We start from the raw sequence: 22,848 nt of genomic DNA, 5'->3' as shown, positions 1-22,848 counted from the left end.
GCCGCACGTCACGAGTCGGCGTCAAATCCGTTCGAAGATGGCCGCAATGCCCTGGCCGCCGCCGATGCACATCGTCACGAGCGCGTAGCGGCCGCCGATACGCTGCAGTTCATAAAGCGCCTTCACGGTGATGAGCGCACCGGTCGCACCGATCGGATGGCCGAGCGAGATGCCCGAGCCGTTGGGATTGACCCTGGCCGGGTCGAGCCCGAGCTCCTGCGACACCGCACAGGCCTGCGCCGCGAAGGCTTCGTTGGCTTCGATCACGTCGAGGTCGCTGACCTTGAGACCCGCGCGCTCGAGCGCCTTCTGCGTGGCCGGTACGGGGCCGATGCCCATGTACGCCGGATCGACGCCCGCGTGCGCGTACGAAACGAGGCGCGCGAGCGGCTTCACGCCGCGCGCGCGGGCAGCGTCCGCGCTCATCAGGAGCACCGCGGCAGCGGCGTCGTTGATGCCCGACGCGTTGCCCGCCGTGACCGTGCCGTTCTCCTTCGCGAACACGGGCTTGAGCTTCGAGAAGTCCTCGAGCGTCGCACCGTGGCGCACGTGCTCGTCGGCGTCGAACAGCACTTCGCCCTTCTTCGACTTGATCGAGATGGGCAGGATCTGATCCTTGAAGCGGCCTTCGGCGATCGCACGCTCGGCACGGCGATGGGATTCGAGTGCAAGCGCGTCCTGCGCCTCGCGCGTGATGCCGAACTTCTTAGCGACGTTTTCCGCCGTCACGCCCATGTGGATCGTCTGGAACGGGTCGTGCAGCGCGCCGATCATCATGTCGACGAGCTGCGTGTCGCCCATGCGCTGGCCGAAACGCGCGGCCGGCATCGAGTAAGGCGCACGGCTCATGTTTTCCGCGCCGCCGCCGATCGCGATGTCGGCGTCGCCGAGCAGAATGGTTTGCGCGGCCGAAACGATCGCCTGCAGGCCCGAGCCGCACAGGCGGTTCACGGTCAAGGCCGGCGCGTGCTGGGCAACGCCGCCGTTGATGGCGGCCACGCGCGCAAGATACATGTCCTTCGGTTCGGTGTGCACGACGTTGCCGAAGACCACGTGGCCCACCGCGTCGCCTTCCACGTTCGCGCGCGAGAGCACTTCGCGCACCACGCGTGCGCCGAGATCCGTCGGCGAGAAGTCCTTCAGGCTGCCGCCGAAGTCGCCGATTGCCGTGCGCACACCGCTTGCCACCACTACTTCGCGTTCCATGGTCTTGCTCCTCGTCTTCCTGAAGGGATGAATCTTGTTATTGATGCGCTTCGCTTGCGGGCTACCCGGCAAGCAAGCGCTCGACGTCCTCGCGATACGGGATCGGCGCAACCGCGCCAAAACCCAGCGTCGAAAGCGCGGCGGCCGCGTTCGCGTAGCGCGCGGCCGCGAACGGATCGTCGCCGGCCGCGAGCCGCGCGACGAACGCGCCGCCGAAGCAGTCGCCCGCGCCCGTGGCATCCACCGCCGCGACCACATGACCCGGCACGACGCGCCGCTCGTCGGGCGTCGCCACATAGGCGCCGTCCTTGCCCAGCTTCAACGCGACCACGCGGGCACCGCGCGCGAGCAGGTAGTCGAGGATCGCGTCGCGGTCGTCGAGGCCCGTGAGCACGGCCACGTCGTCCCAGCTGGGCAGGCAGATATCGGTAAGCCGCAGCACCTCGTTCATCACGGCGCGGGCTCGCGCGAGCGGCCACAGCTTCAGGCGCAGGTTGGTGTCGAAGCTCACGCGCACGCCGTTGGCGCGCGCATGCTCGACGGCGGCGAGCGCCGCGTCGCAGGCGCTGTCGCTGATCGCCACGCTGATGCCGGAAAGATGCAGCACGCGCGCAGCCGCGATGATGTCGAGCGGCAGATCGCGCGGCGTGTAACGGCTCGCGGCCGAACCCTTGCGTAGATAGTCGAAGGCATGGCCGGCCGGACCATGCGAGACGAAGTAGACGCCCGTGGGGGCCGTGGCGTCCACCCGCACCGTCGAGGTGTCGACGCCTTCGCGCGTCCACAGGTCGGTCAGGAGGCGTCCGAAATGATCGTCGCCAACGGCCGAGACGAAGCCCGTGCGTGCGCCCTGGCGAGCCGCCGCGATGGCAAAGTTCGAGGTGTCGCCGCCAAAGCCCTGCAAATACTCTGGACGGTCTTTCGACGCCTGGTTGAACTCGACCATGGCCTCGCCATACGCGAGGACTCGCGGGGCGACGCTCGTCATGCCGGTCAGACCTCGCCCCAGAGATCGTGGCCATCCGCGCCGGTGATCTTCACCGACACGAAGTCGCCGACCTTGTAGCGCTTCGACGCCTTGGTCGCCGGCGCGACATACACCACGCCGTCGATCTCGGGCGCGTCCGCCGCGGTGCGGCCAATACCGCCGTCGACGTTGATCTCGTCGATCAGCACCTTGAGGGTCTTGCCCACCTTGCGCTGGATCCGTTTGGCCGAGACCTCCTCCGCCACTTCCATGAAGCGCGCGCGGCGCTCCTCACGCACTTCGTCGGGCAGCGCGCCGTCGAGTTCGTTCGCCGTTGCGCCTTCGACCGGCGAATAGGCGAAGCAGCCCACGCGGTCGAGTTCGGCCTCGCGGATGAAGTCGAGCAACGTTTCGAACTGCTCTTCGGTCTCGCCGGGGAAGCCGGCGATGAACGTGCTGCGGATCGTGAGATCGGGGCACACTTCGCGCCAGGCCTTCACACGTTCCATGACCTTCTCCGCGTTCGCGGGACGCTTCATGCGCTTGAGCACTTCGGGGTGCGCGTGCTGGAACGGCACATCGAGATACGGCAGCACGTGGCCCTTGAACGGACCTTCGGCCATCATCGGAATGACTTCGTCCACGCTCGGATACGGGTAGACGTAGTGCAGGCGCACCCAGGCGCCATATTGCGCGGCCAGCTCGCCCAGTGCAGCGACGAGGTCGGTCATGCGCGTCTTGATCGGCTTGCCGTTCCAGAAGCCGGTGCGGTACTTCACGTCCACGCCGTAGGCGCTCGTGTCCTGCGAAATGACGAGCAGTTCCTTCACGCCGGACTTGAAGAGGTTTTCCGCTTCGAGCATGACCTCGGCGACCGGGCGCGACACGAGGTCGCCGCGCATCGACGGGATGATGCAGAACGTGCAGCGGTGGTTGCAGCCTTCGGAGATCTTCAGGTACGCGTAGTGGCGCGGCGTGAGCTTGATGCCGGCCGCCGGCACGAGGTCGACGAACGGATCGTGCGGCTTGGGCAGGTGGCTGTGCACGGCCTGCATGACTTCACCCACGGCGTGCGGGCCGGTCACGGCGAGCACCTTCGGGTGCACTTCCTCGATCAGGTTCGAGCCGCTCGCACTCGCCTTCTTGCCGAGACAGCCGGTGACGATCACCTTGCCGTTCTCGGAAAGCGCTTCGCCGATGGCGTCGAGACTCTCCTGCACGGCTTCGTCGATGAAGCCGCAGGTGTTGACGACCACGAGATCCGCACCGTCGTAAGACCCCGAGATTTCGTAACCCTCGGCGCGCAGCTGGGTAATGATCTGCTCGGAGTCGACAAGCGCCTTCGGGCAGCCGAGGGAAACCATCCCGACGCGCGGAGCAGGATTGCGGGAGGTCGTTGATTCAACAGGGTTTTTCACGTGTACGTCCGGATGTGGGGCGCAGGGCGAAAGTAGCGCCGCGCGGGGTCAAGCCAATCCGCCATTTTACCCGTTTGGCGTATCGTGCGGCGCAGCATGGTGAGTGCGCCCCGTGGCGCCGGGGTCGGATGGAATATGGACAGAATCAAACTTTGTTCAGCTATTGCTCGCCTGCGAACGGCGCATCCGGATAATTTTCGCCGCGTGCGCCCGACGCACGGTCAAACGCAGCCTGAACCGGTTGTGCGGAGAGAGCGAAAACATGAACGAGAAAATGGACCCGTTTCAGGCTGAACGGCTGCACTCGGTGCGCGGGTCGAACCCGCGCCGGGGCGCTTCGAGCGGTGCGTTGCGCGTCACCGGCCGCAAGCCCACCGCCGCCGCGTTCGCACGTGCGAGCGCCGGCCTCTCGCAGAGCGCGTTCGCGGCACTGCTTGGCGTTTCCACGCGCACGCTGCAGGACTGGGAGCAAGGCCGGCGCCAGCCGACCGGCGCTGCGCAAGCCCTTTTGCGGGTGGCCGTGGCGCACCCTGAAGCCTTGCGCGATCTGCAAAGCGCCTGAGAACACATGAGGACGGCGGCATTGCGCCCGCTGCCTCGCGAAGTGTGGCGCTCGCGCGGCAATGCGCCGCCACGGCGCGCCGGATATGCGAGAGCGCGCCGCGACTTGCCGGCGCGCGCCACCCGCCGTGTGCGCCGCGCCGCTTACTTCTTCTCTTCCTCGCCGCCTTCGGGCGCGCCCTGCGCCGGCGCCGCCGCGCCGCCCGGCGTCGCGGGCTTGAACGGGAAGCTGCTGAACATGTTCTTCGCCTGGTTCTGCATCTGCTCCTGCATCTGCACGAACATGTTCTTCGACTGCTCGATGTAGCTCGTCATCATGCCCTGCATCATCGGCGCCTGCATGTTCATGAACTGCGACCAGACCTCGGGGTTCATCGCGTTGCCTTCGTAGAGGCTCTTCGACTGGTCCGCGAGCTTGTTCTGGATGTCGATGAACGCCTGGATGTTCTTTTCCAGGTAGGTGCCCATCATGCCCTGCATCGCATGACCATAGAAACGGATGATCTGCGACAGCATCGATGACGAGAACATCGGCAGACCGCCGCTTTCCTCTTCGAGAATGATCTGCAGCAGGATGCTGCGCGTCAGATCCTCGTTGGTCTTCGCGTCGATGACCTTGAACTCCTCCTGCTCCAGCACGAGTTGCTTCACGTCCGTCAACGTGATGTACGTGCTCGTCTCCGTGTCGTACAGCCGACGATTCGGATATTTCTTGATGAGACGTTCGGCGGTTTTCTTTGTAGTCGTCATGTGTCGCCCTTGTTAGCGCCAACGCGCGGCGGCCATTGCCGTCGCGCGTTGGTCTAGCCCGGAAACGGCCTGCCCCGGTGAGCAAACAGGCCCGCTGCCGTCCTCGATCCCGGCTTCGCGCGTCCCCTGCAGGCGCGCTGCGCGCGGGATCAGCCCATGTGCAACCCGCCATTCAGCGAGAAGTCAGCACCGGTTGCAAAGCCTGACTCGTCGGACGCGAGCCACGCCACGATCGACGCGATTTCCTCGGGCGCGCCGAGACGGCGCACGGGAATCGTCGCAACGATCTTTTCCAGCACGTCGGGACGGATCGACTTCACCATGTCCGTACCGATATAGCCCGGCGAAACGGTGTTGACCGTCACGCCCTTGGTCGCCACTTCCTGGGCCAGCGCCATCGTGAAGCCGTGAATGCCGGCCTTGGCCGTGGAGTAGTTGGTCTGCCCGAACTGGCCCTTCTGGCCGTTCACTGACGAGATATTGATGATGCGGCCCCAGCCGCGCTCGACCATGCCGTCGATCACCTGCTTCGTGACGTTGAAGAGGCTCGTGAGATTGGTGTCGATCACGGCCGTCCAGTCTTCGCGCGTCATCTTGCGGAAGACCACGTCGCGCGTAATGCCGGCGTTGTTCACGAGCACGTCGATTTCACCGACCTCGGCCTTGACTTTGTCGAACGCCTGGCGCGTCGAATCCCAGTCGCCCACGTTGCCTTCCGAGGCCACGAAGTCGAAACCGAGCGCCTTCTGATCTTCCAGCCACTTCACGCGGCGCGGCGAATGCGGGCCGCAACCGGCGACCACCGTGAAACCTTGCTTGGCGAGGCGCTGGCAAATGCCCGTGCCGATGCCGCCCATCCCGCCCGTTACATACGCAATACGCTCTGACATAAACCACACTCCATTATCGTTTTCCGGCTGCGCCGTTCGACGGCACCGGCCTCGCTCCTTCCCCTGCCTTCGCCTGCACCGCTCGCGGTTTTTGGTCGCCCCGCTGGTCACAAGCGCCGGGACGGACCGCTAGCGGCCCACCCCGGCAGTCAACATCAAGCGCGCTCGAGCGCGAGCGCCACGCCCATGCCGCCGCCGATGCACAGCGAGGCGAGACCCCGCTTCGCATCGCGGCGCTGCATTTCGTGCAGCAGCGTCACGAGAATCCGGCAGCCCGACGCGCCGATCGGGTGACCGATCGCAATCGCCCCGCCGTTCACGTTGATCTTCGACGTGTCCCAGCCCATCTGCTTGTTCACGGCCAGCGCCTGCGCCGCGAACGCCTCGTTGATCTCCATGAGATCGAGGTCGTTCACCGACCAGCCCGCGCGCTCCAGCGCCCGCTTCGACGCCGGCACCGGGCCCATGCCCATCACCTTCGGATCGACGCCGCCGCTGGCGTACGCCTTGATGCGCGCGAGCGGCGTGAGGCCCAGCGCCTCGGCCTTCTTCGCCGACATCACCACGACCGCCGCTGCGCCGTCGTTGATGCCCGACGCGTTCGCCGCCGTCACCGTGCCTTCCTTGTTGAACGCCGGCTTCAGGCCCGCGAGCGATTCGGCCGTCACGCCGTGGCGCACGAACTCGTCGGTCGCGAACTGCAGCGGCTCGCCCTTGCGCTGGGGAATCGCCACCGGCACGATTTCCGCGTCGAAGCGGCCGGCCTTCTGCGCGGCTTCCGCCTTGTTCTGCGACAGCGCCGCAAACGCGTCCTGCTCCTCGCGCGTGATGCCGTATTCCTTCGCGACGTTTTCCGCCGTCACGCCCATGTGGTACTGGTTGTACACGTCCCACAGGCCGTCGACGATCATGCTGTCGATCAGCTTCGCATCGCCCATGCGGAAGCCGTCGCGCGAGCCCGGCAGCACGTGCGGCGCGGCGCTCATGTTCTCCTGGCCGCCGGCCACGACGATGTCCGAATCGCCCGCGATGATCGCGTTGGCCGCGAGCATCACCGCCTTCAGGCCCGAGCCGCACACCTTGTTGATCGTCATGGCGGGCACAGCCGCGGGCAGGCCCGCCTTGATCGACGCCTGGCGCGCCACGTTCTGGCCCGAACCGGCCGTGAGCACCTGACCCATGATCACGTCGCTCACCTGCTCGGGCGTCACGCCCGCGCGCTCGAGCGCGGCCTTGATGACGATCGCGCCCAGGTCGGGCGCCGCCACCTTCGCGAGCGAGCCGCCGAATTTGCCTACTGCCGTACGTGCGGCCGAAACGATCACAATGTCAGTCATTTCCAGATCCTCCGGGCGACTTGGTGGCGCGCCATGCGCCCCGCCCGTCAAGTTGTTAATCCGAACTCCGCAGCAAGCGTTCCAGTTGCCTCAATCGCGCTGCTGCACATAACGCCCCGGCGCCGGCTCGATCTCGGGGAATTCCGCCGAGCCGGCTTGCGCACGCGGCTTCACCTTCTTGCCGCCGTACTGATCGAGCCATTCGGCCCAGGTCGGCCACCAGCTGCCGGGTTTCTCCTCGGCAGCAGCGAACCAGTCGTCGGCCTCTTCGGGCAGATGCTTCGTGTCGGCCTCGATGCTCCAGAAGCTGCGCTTGTTCTTCGACGCCGGGTTGATCACGCCCGCGATATGGCCCGACGCGCCAAGCACGAATTTCAACGGCCCGGACAGCAACGGCACCGACGCATACGCCGTGCGCCAGGGCACGATGTGATCCTCGCGCGAGCCGTAAATGAAGGTCGGCACGTCGATGCGCGACAGATCCACTTGCTCGCCGCACACCGTGAGCGCACCCGGCTCACGCAGCTTGTTTTCGAGGTACGTATTGCGCAGATACCACGCGTACATCGGCCCCGGCAGGCTCGTCGAGTCGCTGTTCCAGAACAGCAGGTCGAACGGCGCGGGCGTACGGCCCTTCAGATAATTGTCGACGACGTAGTTCCAGACCAGATCGTTGGGCCGCAGGAACGAGAACGTGTTCGCGAACTCGACGCCGCGCATGAGCCCCGGCGTGCCGCCGTTCTTGCCGCCGATGGTCTGCTCGCGCATCTGCACGTGGGCTTCGTCGACGAACACGTCGAGCACGCCCGTGTCGCCGAAGTCGAGCATCGCGGTGAGCAGCGTCATCGATGCGGCGGGATGTTCGCCGCGCGCCGCCGCGACGGACAGCGCCGTGGCGAGCAGCGTGCCGCCCACGCAAAAACCGAGCGTGTTGATCTGCTCGCGCTCGCTGATGCTGCGCGTCGTCTCGATGGCCGTGAGCACGCCCTCTTCGATGTAGTCGTCCCAGGAGCGGTCCGCGATCGACGCGTCGCCGTTGTGCCACGAGACGAGGAACACCTGCTGCCCCTGCTCCAGCGCATAGGCGACGAGCGAGTTCTCGGGCTGCAGGTCGAGGATGTAGTACTTGTTGATGCACGGTGGCACGATCAGAAGCGGCCGCTCGCGCACGGTGGCCGTGCGCGGCTTGTACTGGATCAGCTGGAACAGCGCGTTCTCGAACACGACCGAACCTTCGGTCGTCGCGAGATTGTGGCCCACCACGAAGCGCGATTCGTCGGTTTGCGAGATCTTGCCGCGCGACATGTCGCCGAGCATGTTCATCACGCCCTGACGCAGGCTCTCGCCGTGGGTTTCGAGCAAGGCGCTCTGCGCGTCGGGATTGAGCGCAAGGAAGTTGCTGGGCGAGGCCGCCGCGGTCCACTGCTGCACGGCGAAGCGAATGCGCTCGCGCGTTTTCGCGTCGGTATCGATCGCGTCGACGAGTTCATGCAGGTAGCGCGCGTTGAGCAGATACCAGGCCGCCGTGAACGCGTACGCGGGCGTGGCCTTCCAGGCGTCGGAGCTGAAGCGCCGGTCCTTGAGTTCGGGCGCCTTGGGCGTGGTGTCGGTGGCCTGACGCAGCAGGTCGAGCGCGTCGCGCGAGTATTCCGCCTGCAGATGCTGCAGCCGCGTGGGTTCGATCGACGCCGTGGGCAGCTTGAAGCCTTCGAACGGGTTTGCGCCACCGAACGGATTGGCTGCACCGAAAGGACTGCCGGCAGCGAAAGGATTGCCTAAGGCAAAGGGATTGCCCGCGGCAAAGGGATTACCCGCGGCGAAGGGATTGCCGGCTGCAAAGGGATTGGACGCAGCGAAAGGATTGCCTGAGGCAAAGGGATTGCCCGCGCCGAAGGGATTACCCGGCGCACCGTTGCCCGCCGGCGGCCACCAGTTGGCCGCGAGTCCCGCGAAGGGCGCTTGCTGCGCCGCGCCGCCCGTTTGCTGCGCAGCATTCAGGGCGCTCTGCCAGGCGTTCGTCCACGCGTCGAGATACTGCTGCATGCCGGCTGCGTCGGGAGCAAACGGCGGATTGCCGCGCGTTGCACCATCAGTTGAAGCGCCCGCGCCCGGGGCAGTCTTGGAACGTTGAGATGCCGTCATGCCTGCTTTTGACCGATGTGTCCCGAAGGACTGGTTGAGAGGCAGGTGGTACGCATACGGGCGCCGTTGCGGCGCTCGTCACGACCTGTCCCGTGGGTGAAGGACATTCTTGCTCCCCATAGCAAAGCGTGTCAATGCTTGTGCCCGATTTTGCCGCGCTGCGATATTTTTTTAATTATCGTTTTCCCGATGTAATCAATTGTTTAACTGCCGCGACACATTGCTGTGCGGTCTGGCGCACGAAAATCCGCCGTCGCGGCAAGCGCTTGCAGTGCAATGCGGGAATCGGGGAGCCAATGCGCCGTGAGTGGCGCGCAGTGCGTTGCGGGAATAGCTGCAGTGCAACATAAAATCGTCTGGCTCGCCACGCGCCGCCGCGCTGCATCACGGCGGCGGCGCGTCGCGGCAACGTCAGGGATTGAGCCAGATCAGTGCGGCCATGCGGCCGGTGACGCGATCGCGCCGGTACGAGTAGAAGCGCTCGCGCAGCGTAACGGTGCAGAGGTCGCCGCCGCTCACCTGGCGAACGCCGAGCGTATCGAGCCGCAGCCGTGCCAGCGCGGGAAGATCGGCGAGGTATTTGCCGCTCGCCTCGGGGCGCGCCACGAAGGCCGCCGCGGTGGCGGCACGATGGGCATCGCGTCGTGCCGCGTCGACCTGCTCCACATGGGTCATGAACGCGTCGCGCACGTCGGCGCCGACCTCGAAGGCCGTGGGCCCGATCGCGGGGCCGAGGTACGCATGCAGGTCGGCCGTCGCACAGCCCGCGAGCGCGGCGACGCGCTCGGCCGTGCGCTCGATGACGCCCGCGGCCAGCCCGCGCCAGCCCGCGTGCGCGGCGCCCACGGCGCGGCCCGCGCCGTCGCACAGCAAGACGGGCATGCAGTCGGCCACCATCACCGTGCAGGCGATGCCGGGCTCGGCGGTCACGCTCGCATCGGCCTCGAGCGGGGCGCCCGCGCGCGCGGCGGCGAGCGCCTGAGCGGCGTCGACCACGACGGGACCGTGGATCTGCTTGAGCCATGCGGCCGGCACGCCCGCATGCGCGAAGAGCCGCTCGCGGTTCGCCTCGACGTGCGCGAGATCGTCGCCGGAGCCGCGGCCGAGATTCAGGCCGCCGGGCAGATCCATGCCCTCACCGCCCTGCGCCGCCTGCCAGCGCCCGAATGGCGGCGCGCTCACGCCGCCATCGCGCGTCGTCACCAGCGCGCGCACGCGCGGCGCAACCTGCCAGTCGGGGTGCAGCAAATCGTCGGATGTCAGTTCCGGGCAGGTCGTCATGCGGGCTTGTCCTCATTTTGCTCGTCGTCTTCGTCGTCTTCGTAATCTTCCTCGTCGCTGCCGATCACGTAGCCTTCGTCGGTGTAGGCGCTGTCGAACATGTCTTCATCGAAGCCGGCTTCGTCTTCGCCTTCCTCGCCGCCGAAGCCGAGTGCCTCGATCAGCGCGTCCAGGTCGTCGGGCACGTCGGCGCGCCATTGCATCGTGCGGCCCGTGACCGGATGAACGAGGCCGAGACGCCATGCGTGGAGCGCCTGGCGCGCGAAGCCATCGGGCAGCGCCGCAACCGAGCGCTTGCCGCGCGCGTGGCCGTACACCGGATCGCCGAGCAGCGGATGGCCGATGTGCGCGCAATGCACACGAATCTGGTGGGTGCGCCCCGTTTCCAGGTCGCAATGAATCGCGCTCACGGGCTGGTTGTGCCAGAGCGTCTTGTCGATGCGCCGGAAGTGCGTGCGCGCGGGCTTGCCCGACGCGCCCTTCACCACCGCCATGCGCGTGCGCTCGCGCGGGTCGCGGCCGATGGGCGCGTCGATGGTGCCTTCGTCGGCCATGTTGCCCCAGACGAGCGCGAGATAGCGGCGCTTGACCGTGCGCGCCTGCAGTTGGCGCACGAGGTCGGTCTGCGCCTGGAGCGTGCGCGCGACGACCATCAGCCCGGACGTTTCCTTGTCGAGCCGATGGACGATCCCGGCGCGCGGCAGGCCCGCCGCCGATTCGCCATAGCGATGCAGGAGACCGTTGAGGAGCGTGCCGCTCCAGTTGCCCGCGGCCGGATGCACGACGAGCCCGGCGGGCTTGTTGATGACGACGATGGCGTCGTCCTCGTAGACGATGTCGAGCGGCACCGGCTCGGGCGTGAACGCGAGCTGCTCGGGCAGCAGGTCCGGCACGAGCTCGATGGTCGCGCCGAGCGGCACCGGCTGGCGCACCTTGGCCGGCTTGCCGTCCACGCGCACGCGCTGCTCCTCGATCCAGCCCTGCAAACGGCTGCGTGAAAATTCCGGAAATACTTTGGCGAGCACCTTGTCGAGGCGCTCGCCCGCGAGCTCATCTGGCACCTGAACCGAGCGCGGGGCTTCGTCGCCGCGCACACGCGGGGCGCCGCCGGCGTCCTCGCCTGCGAGTTCGTCGTCGAGCCCCTCACTGGCGGCTGCGTCATCGGGCGCATCGCCCAGGCTATAATCTCTGATGCTGTTTTGGGCGCCGGGAGCGCCGGCCCCCGGAATAACTGTACGGGTCATTGAGTCTGGGTCACCTGTGGACCTGAAGCTGGACTGGATAAATGCGAGCCTTGAACACGATTACGAAACTGGCCCAACACGCGGTGGCCCGAAACGCAATGCGCGCGACGCGAGCAAACACGCTCGGCAAGATTGGCAACATGATTCGACTTGCTGCTTGCGGCGCGGCGCTCGCCGTGGTCGCGGCCTGCCACGGCCTGCCGGAAAAGACCGACGAAACGGCAGCATGGAACAACAACAAATTATATACGGAGGCCCAGGACGCGCTCTCCGGCGGCGACTGGGGCAAGTGCGCGAAATACTTTGAAGCACTCCAGGGCCGCGACCCGTTCGGCCACTTCGCCCAGCAGGCGCAGATCAACGTGGCCTACTGCAACTGGAAGGACAACGAGAACGACGCCGCCGACCAGGCGATCAACCGCTTCATCCAGCTGCACCCGGATCACCCGGACGTTGCCTACGCGTACTACCTCAAGGGCATGATCCACTTCAACGACGACCTGGGTCTGTTCGGCCGCTTCTCGGGCCAGGACATGAGCGAGCGCGACCCGAAGTCGCTGCGCGAGTCGTATGACGCGTTCAAGGTCGTGGTCGACAAGTATCCGCAGAGCAAGTACGCGCCTGACGCCGCCCAGCGTATGCGCTACATCGTGAACGCGCTCGCTTCGCACGAAGTGCACGCGGCCGACTACTACTATCGCCGCGGCGCCTATGTGGCGGCCATCAACCGCGCGCAGCTCGCGATTCAGGACTACAAGAGCGCGCCGGCAATCGAAGACGCGCTGCACATCATGATCCTGTCGTACCAGAAGCTCGATCAGCCGCAGCTTGCCGAAGACACGCGCCGCGTGCTCGCCGGCACCTTCCCGGACAGCCCGTACATCACCGGTCACGCGCGCCCCGGCAAGGAAAACAAGTCCTGGTGGCAGATCTGGTGATCGCCGCGCCTGTAGCCTGAGGCACGCTGCAAAGCAAAACGCCACGGTTTCCCGTGGCGTTTTTTTTGGCTTCAGCGGCGGCAGCGTTGGCCAGGCGCCTGCGCTGCCGCGCGCTTGCTCAATCGCGCTCGAACAGCGCGATCGATTCGACGTGCGACGTGTGCGGGAACATGTTGACCACGCCCGCGCCCTTGAGCCGATAGCCGGCCTCGTTGACGAGCACGCCCGCATCGCGCGCCAGCGTCCCGGGACTGCACGACACGTAGACGATGCGTTTGGGCAGCGGGCCATTGCCGCTCTGCGCGATTTCCGCGAGCGCCTGGGAAACGGCGAACGCGCCCTCGCGCGGCGGGTCGACGAGAAACTTGTCGAAGTGACCGAGTGCGCGGAGGTCGTTGGCGGTGACTTCGAACAGGTTGCGGCAGGCGAACGACGTGTGGCCGTCCACGCCATTGGCGCGCGCATTTTCCAGTGCGCGGGCCGTCAGCGTATCGCTGCCCTCGATCCCCACCACTTCGCGCGCGAGACGCGCGAGCGGCAGCGTGAAGTTGCCGATGCCGCAAAACAGATCGAGCACGCGGTCGCCAGCCTCCGGTGCGAGCAGGCGCAGCGCGCGGCCCACCAGCACGCGGTTGATCTGGTGATTGACCTGGGTGAAGTCCGTCGGCTTGAACGGCATGCGAATGCCGTATTCGGGCAGCGTGTAGTCCAGTGCCTTGTCGAGCGGATAGAACGGGAACACCGTGTCCGGGCCCTTCGGCTGCAGCCAGAACTGGACGTTGTGCTCGTCCGCGAACGCGCGCAGCAGGTCTTCGTCGGCGGCCGTGAGCGGCTCGAGAATGCGCAGCACGAGCGCCGTCACGCTCGAACCCACGGCGAGCTCGATCTGCGGCATGCGATCGCGAATCGACAGCGCGGCCACCAGATGGCGCAGCGGCACGAGCATCGCCGAGACGTTCGGCGGCAGTACTTCGCAGCTCGTCATGTCGGCCACGTAGCTGCTCTTCTTCTCGTGGAAGCCGACCAGCACGCCGCCCTTCTTCGGCACGTTGCGCACGGTGAGGCGCGCACGATAGCGGTAGCCCCACGACGGCCCGTGAATCGGCCGGAACATCGTCTCCGAGCGCACCTTCGAGAGGTGCATGAGGTTGTCCTCGAGCACACGCTGCTTGACGGCGATCTGCGCACGCACGTCGAGGTGCTGCATCGAGCAGCCGCCGCAGGTGCCGAAGAACGCGCATTGCGGCTTCGTGCGGATCGCGCTCTCGCGCAGCACATCGACCACCTGCGCCTGTTCGAAGGTGGGCTTCTTGCGGTAGCTGAGGTAAGTCACGCGCTCGCCCGGCAACGCGCCCTCGACGAAGATCACCTTGCCGGGCTCGCCCGTCTCGGTCACGGTGCGGCCAACGCCGCGGGCCTCCATGTCGAGCGACTCGATCTCGAGAATGGGGGCATGAGCGACCGAAGCTTCGATGGCGGCGCGCTTTTCGGCGCGGCGCTCGCGCTTGCTGCGCTTTTTCGGGGGCGTGGACGGCATGGGCTCGGCCTGGGCAGGCTCGGCTTGAGGGTCGGGGGCAGCTTGAGACACCAGCGGATTCCTGACTGACGATGAGTGAATTGTGGGCGAAGGCGAGATTGTAGTCGAAGTCGGCGCCCGCGCTCCGTCGCTGCCGTTTTCGAACCGCCGCGATCGTGCGCGTTGCGCCCCGTATGCGCCGCCGCCTGCGCATTCGTCATACAACACGCCACGAGAAACCAGGCTAGGGTTAATCGTGCGTGCGGGAATCGCCGCCGCGCCATGCGAGGAGCGTGCCGATGAAACTGGTGAGCTGGAATGTGCAGTGGGGCCGCGACGCTTCTGGCGTCGTCGATCTCGCGCGCACGGTGCGCGAGGCCCAGCGCCTCGCCGACTTCGACGTGCTATGCCTGCAGGAGATCACGCGCGGCTTCCGGGCGCTGCCGGGTGGTCCCGGCGACGATCAGTTCGCCGAACTGCGCTCGCTGCTGCCCGGCTATACGGTCATCGAAGCGATCGGCGCCGACTTGCCTGCGCTGCGTGACGCGCAAGCCTCCAATCCAGGCACGACGCAGTGGGCACGCCGCCAGTTCGGCAACGCGCTCGTCACGCGCCTGCCCGTCGCGCAGGTTTTTCGCCACGCCCTGCCGTGGCCCGCCGACTCCACCGCACCCTCGATGCAACGCGTGGCGCTCGAAGCCGTGCTCGACGCGCTGGGCGGCGCGCTGCGCGTGTTGGTCACGCATCTGGAGTTCTATTCGCTGCGCCAGCGGCTCGCGCAAGTGGACGAGTTGCGGCGCCTGCAGCAGGAAGCCGCCGATCACGCGGCGCATCCCGCGCCCGCCGAAAACGATGTCGGCCCGTTCGCCCGCACCGCGCGCCCGCTATCCGCAATCGTCTGCGGCGATTTCAACAGCGCGTGGGGCAGCGAGGCGTACACACGCATGCTCGAACCGCTCGCGGGCAGCCCGGACTTCATCGACGCGTGGACCGCGCTGCATGCGGGCGCGACGCCGCCGCCGACGGCCGGCGTCTACGACACGCAGCAATGGTCGGACGGCCCGCTCGCGTGCGACTTCGTCTTCGTCACGGAGGATTTGCGCCCACGTTTGCGAAGCTGCGAGATAGACGGCGCGACCCAGGCTTCCGATCATCAGCCGATCGTGCTCGAACTCGGCTGAGAGACGGCGCCGTGCCTAGCTCGCGAACGCCTTGAGATACTCGCCCCAATGCGGTGCGGTTTCCGCGGCGAGCGACTGCTTCACGAACTCGATCTCATCCGCATATTCGCGCTCTGTGAAACCGCCGCGCATCATCTGAAACCGGCAATAGAGCAGATACGTGTTGACCACGTCGGTTTCGCAGTAGTTGCGGATCTCCTCGATGCGGCCTTCCTGAAACGCGGTCCACACCTGACCGCCGTCCATGCCGAGCTTGCCCGGAAAACCGCAGAGTTTCGCGAGCGCGTCGAGCGGCGCGTTCGCGCGCGGCTGGTACATCGCGAGAACGTCCATCAGGTCGGTGTGACGCGTGTGGTAGCGGCTAAGGTAGTTGTTCCACTTGAACTCGCGGTCCTCTTCACCCGTTTCCCAGTAGCGCACCGCGCGAATGCCGTGCACCAGCGCACGATAGTGCAGCACCGGCAAGTCGAAGCCGCCGCCGTTCCACGACACGAGCTGCGGCGAGTACTTCTCGATCGTGCGGTAGAACGAATCGATCAGGCGCGCTTCGCCGTCTTCGGGCGTGCCGAGCGAGCGCACGCGAAAGCCCTGGCCATCGCGAAACACGCACGAGATCGCGGCGACGCGCTGCAGGTGATGCGGCAGGAAATCGCTGCCGGTCTTCTCGCGGCGCGCGGCAAAGGCGTGCTCGGCGACTTCGGTGTCGGTGAGCGTGGCGGGCAGATCGTCGAGACGGCGAATGCCGTCGACATCGGGAATCGTCTCGATGTCGAATACAAGTACAGGAACTGTCATTCAGATGGACTGCGAGGGTTTAGAGAACGGCGTCCTTGCGCACGCCGTTCGAAGCGAAAAAGCGCTTGAGGCGCACCAGCGCTTCCTGCTGGATCTGCCGCACGCGCTCGCGGGTGAGGCCCATTTCGTCGGCCAGCTCTTCGAGCGTGGCGGGCTCGATATGGTTCAGCCCGAAGCGCCGTTCGATGACGTGGCGATGCTTATCGGATAACCGGCCGAGCCACGCGCGTGTAAGCGTTTCCAGCTCGCGATGCTGCACTTCGGCGTCGGGCGACTGGCTCTGGTCGTCCGAGAGCAGGTCGAGCAGGCTGCTGGCCGGGTCGAGGTCGAGCGGCGCGTCGAGCGAGGCCGTGTGTTCGTTGAGCGCGAGAATGTCGGTGACTTCCTCGGTGGTCTTGCCGGTGAGATACGCGATGTCGTCGATGCTCGCGTCGCGCCGCTCCGAGGCCGAATCGGCGTTGAGCGAGTTCTTCTCCAGATGTCGCTTCGCGCGCAGCACCTGGTTGAGCTCGCGGATCACGTGCACCGGCAAACGCACGGTGCGCGCCTGGTTCATGATCGCGCGCTCGATGCTCTGGCGGATCCACCAGGTCGCATACGTCGAGAAGCGGAAGCCGCGCGTGGGATCGAACTTCTCGATTGCATGCATGAGGCCAAGGTTGCCCTCCTCGATCAGGTCGAGCAGCGGCACACCGCGATTGAGGTAACCCTTGGCAATGCTGACGACGAGGCGCAGATTGCGCTCGATCATGACCTGACGCGCTTCGAACTCGCCGGCCTTGGCGAGCCGCGAATAGCGCTGCTCCTCCTCGACCGTGAGGAGCGGCTTCACGCTGATCCGGTTCAGATAATGCTGGATGGTGTCGGCCGTGAGTTCGGCCTGCAGCATGGCGCGGAAATCGTCGGCGTCGGGCGCGGCCTCGGCGGTTTCGGCGCCCTCGCCCGAGCCGCCTTCGTCGGACTGCGAATCGCGCTCTTCACGCTCCTCGCGCTCTTCGTAGTCGCGGCCACTGTCGAGGTCGGGCGACGCATCGTCGTCGCCCGCCTGCGCGCCGTCCTCCACCGAAACCTGGGCGGCTTGGCTGTCAGACTCGGATTGCTGCAGACGGCGCTTCGATTTCGGCATGGTCGGCTCGCTTTTATTGCGGCGGCAAGTACTTCAGTGGGTCGACGGGCTTACCCTGACGGCGTACTTCGAAATGCAGCATCACCCGGTCCGAGTCGGTATTGCCCATTTCGGCGATCTTCTGACCTTTGGTGACCGCATCCCCTTCTTTTACCATCAAAGTCCGGTTGTGTGCATACGCGGTCAAAAACGTCGCGTCATGCTTGATGATAATGAGATTGCCGTAACCGCGCAGCCCATTTCCGGCATAAACCACGCGTCCATCGCCGGCTGCCTTGACAGGATCGCCCGGCGCACCACCAATATTGATGCCCTTGTTCTTCGTGTCGTCGAAGCCGTTGAGCACCGGACCACGCACCGGCCACGCGAGCGCAATGTTGCCGCCCGGCGCCGCGGCCATGTCGCCGCCGCTTGCACCCGGTTGCGGCGGCACGGCGGCAATCGGCGGCGCTGCGTTCGCACCGGAGCCGTAGATCGGCGGCTGCGCCGGCGTCCCCGCTGCCGGAGCGCTCGGCGCCGCGCCCACACCCGGCACCGGCGCGGTCACGACACCCGGCGTGTATGCCGACGGATTCGCACCCGGCGGCACGACGCGCAACAACTGGTCCACCTCAATCTGGTTCGGATTGGTGAGATTGTTCCACGTCGCGATGTCGCGATAATTCTGGCCGTTTTCGAGCGCAATCCTATAGAGAGTGTCGCCCGGCTTCACCCGGTAATATCCCGGAGGCGGCGGCCCGAGCGGCACCGGCGGCTGTGCGGCTGCCGTGCCGAGCGGCGCGGTGCGGTCCACCACGGGTGCCTGATCGAGTCGCGTGGCGCAGGCGGCCAGAAGACAGAGCGCGGCGACCGCGGCGCCGCGCCGGGCTGCGATCAGCGTGGCTTCGGGCAGGTCGACATTCAGGCGGTTTCTTTTGATCGCGCGCAACATACTCATCGGATTCAGATCACTCCAGATTTTAAGGGGACAAAGAAAACGCGATCCAGGCGTGACTCCCGCCACTGCGCCGGCCCGGTACGCTCGACGAGCGTGAGGACCTGCGTCGCTTCGCCGGCGGCACTCTTGGTGCCGGACACCGCGACCGGCGCCACGAGCCGCCCGCCGATGGCGAGTTGCTCGAGCAGCGCCTGCGGCACGTCGAAGCCCGCAGCAGCGATTACGATCGCGTCGAACGGCGCCGCCGACGGCAAACCGAGCCGTCCGTCGCCGTAGTGCAAGCGGATATTCGGGATACGCAGCGGGCGAAGATTCGTCTTCGCCCGCTCGTATAACGGCTTGATGCGTTCAACGGAATACACGTCGCGTGCGATCTGGCTCAACACCGCTGCCTGATACCCGCAGCCGGTGCCGATTTCGAGCACGCGCTCCAGCACACGGCCCGCGCCCGCGAGTTCGAGCATGCGCGCGACCACGGAAGGCTTCGAGATGGTCTGGTGATGACCGATCGGCAACGCCGCATCTTCGTAGGCCTGGGTCGCGAGACCCGGGTCGATGAACATGTGGCGCGGCACGGCCGCGAGCGCCTGGAGCACGCGCGCGTCGGCAATGCCGTTCGCACGCAGGCGTTCGACCATGCGTTCGCGTACGCGTTCCGAAGTCAGCGCATGCGCGCCGTTGAGCGCAACGGCGGGCGCGCCGGTGACCGCCATCGCGGCACGCGGCACACTCGCGCCGCCCGGCATGGCGGCGCGCGGCGCGGCTGCGTTGCCGGCAGGATGCGCAGGCTTGATCGAACTCGCCGGCTTCGCGCTCACCGGCTTCGCATTGACCGGCTTAGCAGGCGGCGCCTTGAACGGCGTGCTCGCGACGGACTTCGCCACGGCTGAAGTGCCCACCTTCGTGGCCGCACTCGCAGCGGGCTTCGCGAGCGTGCCGGCGCCCGCTTTCGACGGACTGCTGTTGCCCGCGCCCACGAGCGACGTGCGTGCATCGCCCGGGCGCGCGTCGCGCCGGCGCGGCTCGCGGACGAGATCCGCGAGCCCGAGCGGAAAACGCTTCGTGCGCTCGCCCGTCATGAAGCACTGCCGCCCTTGCGCGCCCAGTCGTGCGTCGCGGACAGCATTTGCGTATGGGTGAGATCGAGTTGCAGCGGCGTGATCGACACATGGCCGTTCGCTACCGCGTGGAAGTCCGTGCCCTCGCTCGCGTCGCGAGCGCTGCCCGACGGCCCGATCCAGTAGATCGGCTCGCCGCGCGGGTTGGTCTCGCGGATCACGGGCTGCGAAGGATGGCGCTTGCCGAGGCGTGTGACGCGCCAGTCGCCAAGCTCATCGTACGGCAGGTTCGGGATGTTGACGTTCAGCAGCGGATGACCCGGCAACGGGTTCGCGAGGTAATGCGCAACGATCTCGGCCGCGACGCGCGCGGCGGAATCGAGATGCACCCAGTCCTTGTCGACGAGCGAAAACGCAATGGCCGGCAAGCCGAACATGATGCCTTCGGTCGCCGCGGCCACCGTGCCCGAGTACAGCGTGTCCTCGCCCATGTTCTGGCCGTTGTTGATGCCGGAGACCACGAGGTCGGGCTGCTGGTCGAGCATGCCCGTGAGCGCGATGTGCACCGAGTCGGTGGGCGTGCCGTTCACGTAATAGAAGCCGGTGCTCGCCGATCGCAACACCGACAGCGGGCGCCACAGCGTAAGCGAGTTCGATGCGGCGCTGCAGTTCTGCTCGGGCGCCATGACCGTGACTTCGCCGAGCGGCTTGAGCGCTTCATAAAGCGCGGCAAGGCCGGGGGCGAGATAACCGTCGTCGTTGCTGAGTAGTATTCGCATCGAGCGATTGTAACCGAGGAAAGAAGGCACGCGAACGACAGGCCGGCCCATGCGGCGGCGCGTGTCTGGCACTGGGCTGCACGTCGAAATCACGCGCCGGTCCGGGGCGCATTCGCATCCATGGCACGGCTCGAAAGGCACATGTCATCGAAGCGAAATAAATCGCACGATCGTTCGCATTGCGGCGGATTGCCGTACACTGTCCCGCGGTAGCGAATGCATGACCAACGCAACTGCAGGCAACCGAACCGGAAAGGACAGGAGACACGATGCGCGCAATCCGCTGCAACCAGTACGGACCACCCGACTCGCTCACGCTCGAAGACTCGCCCGACCTCGTGCCGGGCCCGGGTCAGGTCGTGATCGACGTGAAGGCCGCGGCCGTGAACTTTCCCGACGTGCTCATCATCGAGAACAAGTATCAGATGAAGCCGCCGCTGCCCTTCACGCCCGGTGCCGAGCTCGCGGGCGTCGTGCGCGCGGCGGGCGAAGGCGTGAAGCTTGCGCCCGGCACGCGCGTGGTCGCGTATGTGGGCACGGGCGCGTTCGCCGAGCAGGCGCTTGCGGACGCATCGGCGTGTGTGGCGCTGCCAGAGGGCGCCGATTTCGCGACGGCCGCCGCCTTCACGCTCGCGTATGGCACGTCGCATCACGCCGTGGTCGATCGCGCCGCGCTGCGCGCAGGCGAAACGATGCTCGTGCTCGGCGCGGCGGGCGGCGTGGGTCTCGCCGCGGTCGAAATCGGCAAGGTGCTCGGCGCGCGCGTGATCGCGGCCGCCTCGAGCGAGGAGAAGCTCGAAGTCTGCCGCCGCTTCGGTGCGGACGCCACCATCAACTACAGCACCGAGGACTTGCGCGAGCGCATCAAGGCGCTCACCGACGGCAAAGGCCCCGACGTGATCTACGACCCGGTGGGCGGCGAGTATGCGGAACCGGCGTTCCGCAGCATCGGCTGGCGCGGGCGCTATCTCGTGGTCGGCTTCGCGAATGGCGAGATCCCGAGGCTGCCGCTCAATCTCGCGCTGCTCAAGGGCGCGAGCCTCGTCGGCGTGTTCTGGGGCGATTTCGCGCGTCGCGAGCCGCAGCACAATGCAGCGGCGTTCACGCAGATGATGGGCTGGATCGGCGAAGGCAAACTCAAGCCGTACGTCTCGAAACGCTACAAGCTCGCCGACACCGCGCAGGCGCTCAAGGACATGGCCTCGCGCAAGGTGACGGGCAAGATCGTGATCGAGCCCTGAACGTTTCCTGTTACGCAGGACGACGCAAAAAAACGGCTCGCCGGATGTTCACCGGCGAGCCGTTTTGCATGAGGCATGCGGCCTAGACGATCTGTTGCTCGCGCAACCGTGCAATGCGGTCTGCGTCATAGCCCAGCGCCTGAAGGACTTCGTCGGTATGTTCGCCCAGTGCGGGACCAAGCCAGCGCGTGTCGCCAGGCGTGACCGAGAGCTTGGGCGTGACCGCGGGCAGCGCGACGTCCACGCCCTCGCCTTCTTTCTCACCCGGCGCTTGCCAGCGGAACTGCTGGATCATCTGGCGCGCTGCGAACTGCGGATCGGCGAACATGTCGGCCACGCTGTAGATGCGGCCCACGGGCACGTCGGCGGCGTTGAGCACGTCGAGCGCTTCGTCGATGGTGCGCGTGGAGAGCCACGCCGCGATGGCGCCGTCGATCTCCGCCGTGCGCGGCACGCGGCCGTCGTTGTGGGCGAGTTGCGGATCGTTTGCGAGATCCGCGCGGTCGATGGCCGTCATCAGGCGCTTGAAGATCGGATCGCTGTTGCCGCCGATCACGATGCTGCCGTCCCGGCACGGATACGTATTCGACGGCACGATGCCCGGCAGCGACGCGCCGGTGCGCTCGCGCACCATGCCATACACGCCGTACTCGGGCACCACGCTCTCCATCATGTTGAACACGGCCTCATAGAGCGCGACATCGACGATCTGGCCGCTGCCGCCGTTCATGTTGCGATGATGGAGCGCCATCATCACGCCGATCACGCCGTGCAGCGCGGCAATCGAATCGCCGATCGAAATGCCGATGCGCGGCGGCGGCAGATCGGGATAGCCGGTGATGTGGCGCAGGCCGCCCATCGATTCGGCAATCGCGCCGAAGCCCGGACGGTCGCGATACGGGCCGGTCTGGCCGTAGCCCGAGAGCCGCACCATCACGAGGCCCGGATTCTCCTTCGAGAGCACGTCGTAGCCGAGGCCGAGCTTTTCGAGCAGGCCTGGCCTGAAATTCTCAATGACGATATCGGCTTCCTTCGCGAGCCGCCGCACGATCTCCTTGCCCTCTTCGGCCTTCAGATTCACCGTGACGGACTTCTTGTTGCGCGCCTGCACGGCCCACCAGAGCGACGTGCCGCCCGCTTCCGGGTAGAGCTTGCGCCATTTGCGCAGCGGATCGCCGCCCTTGGGGTCTTCGATCTTGATGACTTCGGCGCCGAATTCGCCGAGAAAGCGCGCCGCGAACGGACCGGCGATCAGCGTGCCGAGTTCGAGCACTTTGACGCCCGAGAGCGGGCCCGGGCCTTTCGCTGCGGATGCGTTCGTCCGGGAATCGGGGGAAGGGGCGGCTGCGCTCATGGTGTCTTATATGGACGCCTCCCGGTTTGCCAGGTGATATTCGATGTGTGACTGATAGGACGAGGCTGCAGACTTATATCCGGCCTGTGGTGCGGATCAAGATGATCCGCTGGCCCTGATGGAATCT

General features: G+C 66.4%; 20 protein-coding genes. 4 read left to right on the top strand and 16 right to left on the bottom strand.

Annotated features, from left to right (window positions below):
* Window positions 1-21: 21 nt before the first annotated feature.
* The 3 genes from bktB to rimO all read right to left on the bottom strand — a co-directional run bounded on the left by bktB (window position 22) and on the right by rimO (window position 3,537).
* Complete coding sequence (gene bktB / locus AB4Y40_RS00100; RefSeq protein ID WP_368685962.1) at window positions 22-1,206, bottom strand: beta-ketothiolase BktB; 1,185 nt, start codon at window positions 1,204-1,206, stop codon at window positions 22-24.
* Between the two features lie 61 nt (window positions 1,207-1,267).
* Complete coding sequence (locus AB4Y40_RS00095) at window positions 1,268-2,194, bottom strand: sugar kinase (RefSeq protein WP_368685961.1); 927 nt, start codon at window positions 2,192-2,194, stop codon at window positions 1,268-1,270.
* A gap of 5 nt (window positions 2,195-2,199) precedes the next feature.
* Window positions 2,200-3,537, bottom strand: a complete 1,338-nt coding sequence (rimO, locus tag AB4Y40_RS00090; protein WP_368685960.1) for a 30S ribosomal protein S12 methylthiotransferase RimO — start codon at window positions 3,535-3,537, stop codon at window positions 2,200-2,202.
* Between the two features lie 316 nt (window positions 3,538-3,853).
* Here rimO and AB4Y40_RS00085 point away from each other — a divergent pair, with 316 nt between their 5' ends.
* Window positions 3,854-4,153: a helix-turn-helix domain-containing protein gene (locus AB4Y40_RS00085; RefSeq protein ID WP_368685959.1), complete on the top strand. Its 300-nt coding sequence runs from the start codon at window positions 3,854-3,856 to the stop codon at window positions 4,151-4,153.
* Between the two features lie 143 nt (window positions 4,154-4,296).
* On the opposite strand, the gene phaR is transcribed toward AB4Y40_RS00085, so the two are convergent.
* From phaR to AB4Y40_RS00055, 6 genes are all read right to left on the bottom strand, one after another.
* Window positions 4,297-4,902, bottom strand: coding sequence for a polyhydroxyalkanoate synthesis repressor PhaR (gene phaR, locus AB4Y40_RS00080; protein ID WP_342923883.1), 606 nt, complete (start codon window positions 4,900-4,902; stop codon window positions 4,297-4,299).
* Between the two features lie 149 nt (window positions 4,903-5,051).
* Window positions 5,052-5,792, bottom strand: a complete 741-nt coding sequence (locus AB4Y40_RS00075) for a 3-ketoacyl-ACP reductase (RefSeq protein ID WP_028206947.1) — start codon at window positions 5,790-5,792, stop codon at window positions 5,052-5,054.
* 155 nt (window positions 5,793-5,947) lie between these two features.
* Entirely contained in the window at window positions 5,948-7,129 is a 1,182-nt protein-coding gene (locus AB4Y40_RS00070) for an acetyl-CoA C-acetyltransferase (protein ID WP_368685958.1), read from the bottom strand.
* A gap of 90 nt (window positions 7,130-7,219) precedes the next feature.
* Window positions 7,220-9,172, bottom strand: coding sequence for a class I poly(R)-hydroxyalkanoic acid synthase (gene phaC / locus AB4Y40_RS00065; RefSeq protein ID WP_368685957.1), 1,953 nt, complete (start codon window positions 9,170-9,172; stop codon window positions 7,220-7,222).
* A gap of 510 nt (window positions 9,173-9,682) precedes the next feature.
* A complete protein-coding gene (gene pgeF, locus AB4Y40_RS00060; RefSeq protein ID WP_368685956.1) occupies window positions 9,683-10,552 on the bottom strand; it encodes a peptidoglycan editing factor PgeF in 870 nt (289 codons plus the stop codon).
* Window positions 10,549-11,796 carry an RluA family pseudouridine synthase gene (locus tag AB4Y40_RS00055; protein ID WP_368685955.1) on the bottom strand — a complete coding sequence of 416 codons (1,248 nt, stop codon included), beginning with the start codon at window positions 11,794-11,796 and terminating at the stop codon, window positions 10,549-10,551. The genes pgeF and AB4Y40_RS00055 overlap by 4 nt, the downstream gene beginning before the upstream one ends.
* A gap of 41 nt (window positions 11,797-11,837) precedes the next feature.
* Between AB4Y40_RS00055 and AB4Y40_RS00050 the strand changes: the two genes are divergently transcribed.
* Window positions 11,838-12,734 (top strand): outer membrane protein assembly factor BamD, encoded by an 897-nt coding sequence (locus AB4Y40_RS00050; protein ID WP_324160750.1) that lies wholly within the window; start codon window positions 11,838-11,840, stop codon window positions 12,732-12,734.
* A 118-nt stretch (window positions 12,735-12,852) separates the two neighbouring features.
* Here the strand turns inward: AB4Y40_RS00050 and rlmD are convergent, their stop codons facing one another.
* The gene (rlmD, locus tag AB4Y40_RS00045; protein ID WP_368686331.1) at window positions 12,853-14,271 is read right to left on the bottom strand and encodes a 23S rRNA (uracil(1939)-C(5))-methyltransferase RlmD; all 1,419 of its coding nucleotides are present in this window, start codon (window positions 14,269-14,271) and stop codon (window positions 12,853-12,855) included.
* Window positions 14,272-14,549: 278 nt separating this feature from the next.
* On the opposite strand from rlmD, the gene AB4Y40_RS00040 reads away from it, so the two are divergent.
* Window positions 14,550-15,431, top strand: coding sequence for an endonuclease/exonuclease/phosphatase family protein (locus tag AB4Y40_RS00040; protein ID WP_368685954.1), 882 nt, complete (start codon window positions 14,550-14,552; stop codon window positions 15,429-15,431).
* A gap of 15 nt (window positions 15,432-15,446) precedes the next feature.
* Here AB4Y40_RS00040 and AB4Y40_RS00035 read toward each other — a convergent pair whose 3' ends face one another.
* From AB4Y40_RS00035 to surE, 5 genes are read right to left on the bottom strand one after another with little or no spacing between them, the layout of a single operon-like run.
* Window positions 15,447-16,226 carry a 3'-5' exonuclease gene (locus AB4Y40_RS00035; RefSeq protein WP_028204946.1) on the bottom strand — a complete coding sequence of 260 codons (780 nt, stop codon included), beginning with the start codon at window positions 16,224-16,226 and terminating at the stop codon, window positions 15,447-15,449.
* A 19-nt stretch (window positions 16,227-16,245) separates the two neighbouring features.
* Complete coding sequence (gene rpoS / locus AB4Y40_RS00030; RefSeq protein ID WP_324160747.1) at window positions 16,246-17,352, bottom strand: RNA polymerase sigma factor RpoS; 1,107 nt, start codon at window positions 17,350-17,352, stop codon at window positions 16,246-16,248.
* Between the two features lie 13 nt (window positions 17,353-17,365).
* Entirely contained in the window at window positions 17,366-18,289 is a 924-nt protein-coding gene (locus AB4Y40_RS00025; RefSeq protein ID WP_368686330.1) for a peptidoglycan DD-metalloendopeptidase family protein, read from the bottom strand.
* Between the two features lie 5 nt (window positions 18,290-18,294).
* Window positions 18,295-19,368, bottom strand: a complete 1,074-nt coding sequence (locus AB4Y40_RS00020; protein ID WP_368685953.1) for a protein-L-isoaspartate(D-aspartate) O-methyltransferase — start codon at window positions 19,366-19,368, stop codon at window positions 18,295-18,297.
* On the bottom strand, window positions 19,365-20,126 hold the full coding sequence (gene surE / locus AB4Y40_RS00015; protein WP_324158963.1) for a 5'/3'-nucleotidase SurE: 762 nt from the start codon (window positions 20,124-20,126) through the stop codon (window positions 19,365-19,367). Before surE ends, AB4Y40_RS00020 begins: the two co-directional genes overlap by 4 nt.
* Before the next feature lie 269 nt (window positions 20,127-20,395).
* Here surE and AB4Y40_RS00010 point away from each other — a divergent pair, with 269 nt between their 5' ends.
* Window positions 20,396-21,367, top strand: coding sequence for an NADPH:quinone oxidoreductase family protein (locus AB4Y40_RS00010; protein WP_368684043.1), 972 nt, complete (start codon window positions 20,396-20,398; stop codon window positions 21,365-21,367).
* Window positions 21,368-21,449: 82 nt separating this feature from the next.
* Here AB4Y40_RS00010 and AB4Y40_RS00005 read toward each other — a convergent pair whose 3' ends face one another.
* Window positions 21,450-22,721: a CaiB/BaiF CoA transferase family protein gene (locus AB4Y40_RS00005; protein WP_368685952.1), complete on the bottom strand. Its 1,272-nt coding sequence runs from the start codon at window positions 22,719-22,721 to the stop codon at window positions 21,450-21,452.
* Window positions 22,722-22,848: the final 127 nt, after the last annotated feature.

Origin of the sequence: Paraburkholderia sp. EG287B (assembly GCF_040965595.1) — a bacterium.
In the GTDB taxonomy this organism is placed as follows: domain Bacteria; phylum Pseudomonadota; class Gammaproteobacteria; order Burkholderiales; family Burkholderiaceae; genus Paraburkholderia.
This window is presented reverse-complemented; position numbering and strand designations above follow the sequence as displayed.

What these genes read in the sequence shown, in the direction of transcription:
- AB4Y40_RS00050 (WP_324160750.1), top strand. Translation starts at nt 11,838, where the DNA reads ATGCGAGCCTTGAACACGATTACGAAACTGGCCCAACACGCGGTGGCC.
- AB4Y40_RS00025 (WP_368686330.1), bottom strand. Translation starts at nt 18,289, where the DNA reads ATGAGTATGTTGCGCGCGATCAAAAGAAACCGCCTGAATGTCGACCTG.
- rpoS (WP_324160747.1), bottom strand. Translation starts at nt 17,352, where the DNA reads ATGCCGAAATCGAAGCGCCGTCTGCAGCAATCCGAGTCTGACAGCCAA.
- AB4Y40_RS00020 (WP_368685953.1), bottom strand. Translation starts at nt 19,368, where the DNA reads ATGACGGGCGAGCGCACGAAGCGTTTTCCGCTCGGGCTCGCGGATCTC.
- AB4Y40_RS00010 (WP_368684043.1), top strand. Translation starts at nt 20,396, where the DNA reads ATGCGCGCAATCCGCTGCAACCAGTACGGACCACCCGACTCGCTCACG.
- AB4Y40_RS00040 (WP_368685954.1), top strand. Translation starts at nt 14,550, where the DNA reads ATGAAACTGGTGAGCTGGAATGTGCAGTGGGGCCGCGACGCTTCTGGC.
- AB4Y40_RS00035 (WP_028204946.1), bottom strand. Translation starts at nt 16,226, where the DNA reads ATGACAGTTCCTGTACTTGTATTCGACATCGAGACGATTCCCGATGTC.
- AB4Y40_RS00005 (WP_368685952.1), bottom strand. Translation starts at nt 22,721, where the DNA reads ATGAGCGCAGCCGCCCCTTCCCCCGATTCCCGGACGAACGCATCCGCA.
- AB4Y40_RS00085 (WP_368685959.1), top strand. Translation starts at nt 3,854, where the DNA reads ATGAACGAGAAAATGGACCCGTTTCAGGCTGAACGGCTGCACTCGGTG.
- phaR (WP_342923883.1), bottom strand. Translation starts at nt 4,902, where the DNA reads ATGACGACTACAAAGAAAACCGCCGAACGTCTCATCAAGAAATATCCG.
- rimO (WP_368685960.1), bottom strand. Translation starts at nt 3,537, where the DNA reads ATGGTTTCCCTCGGCTGCCCGAAGGCGCTTGTCGACTCCGAGCAGATC.
- AB4Y40_RS00075 (WP_028206947.1), bottom strand. Translation starts at nt 5,792, where the DNA reads ATGTCAGAGCGTATTGCGTATGTAACGGGCGGGATGGGCGGCATCGGC.
- rlmD (WP_368686331.1), bottom strand. Translation starts at nt 14,271, where the DNA reads ATGCCGTCCACGCCCCCGAAAAAGCGCAGCAAGCGCGAGCGCCGCGCC.
- AB4Y40_RS00070 (WP_368685958.1), bottom strand. Translation starts at nt 7,129, where the DNA reads ATGACTGACATTGTGATCGTTTCGGCCGCACGTACGGCAGTAGGCAAA.
- AB4Y40_RS00055 (WP_368685955.1), bottom strand. Translation starts at nt 11,796, where the DNA reads ATGACCCGTACAGTTATTCCGGGGGCCGGCGCTCCCGGCGCCCAAAAC.
- pgeF (WP_368685956.1), bottom strand. Translation starts at nt 10,552, where the DNA reads ATGACGACCTGCCCGGAACTGACATCCGACGATTTGCTGCACCCCGAC.
- surE (WP_324158963.1), bottom strand. Translation starts at nt 20,126, where the DNA reads ATGCGAATACTACTCAGCAACGACGACGGTTATCTCGCCCCCGGCCTT.
- AB4Y40_RS00095 (WP_368685961.1), bottom strand. Translation starts at nt 2,194, where the DNA reads ATGACGAGCGTCGCCCCGCGAGTCCTCGCGTATGGCGAGGCCATGGTC.
- bktB (WP_368685962.1), bottom strand. Translation starts at nt 1,206, where the DNA reads ATGGAACGCGAAGTAGTGGTGGCAAGCGGTGTGCGCACGGCAATCGGC.
- phaC (WP_368685957.1), bottom strand. Translation starts at nt 9,172, where the DNA reads ATGCAGCAGTATCTCGACGCGTGGACGAACGCCTGGCAGAGCGCCCTG.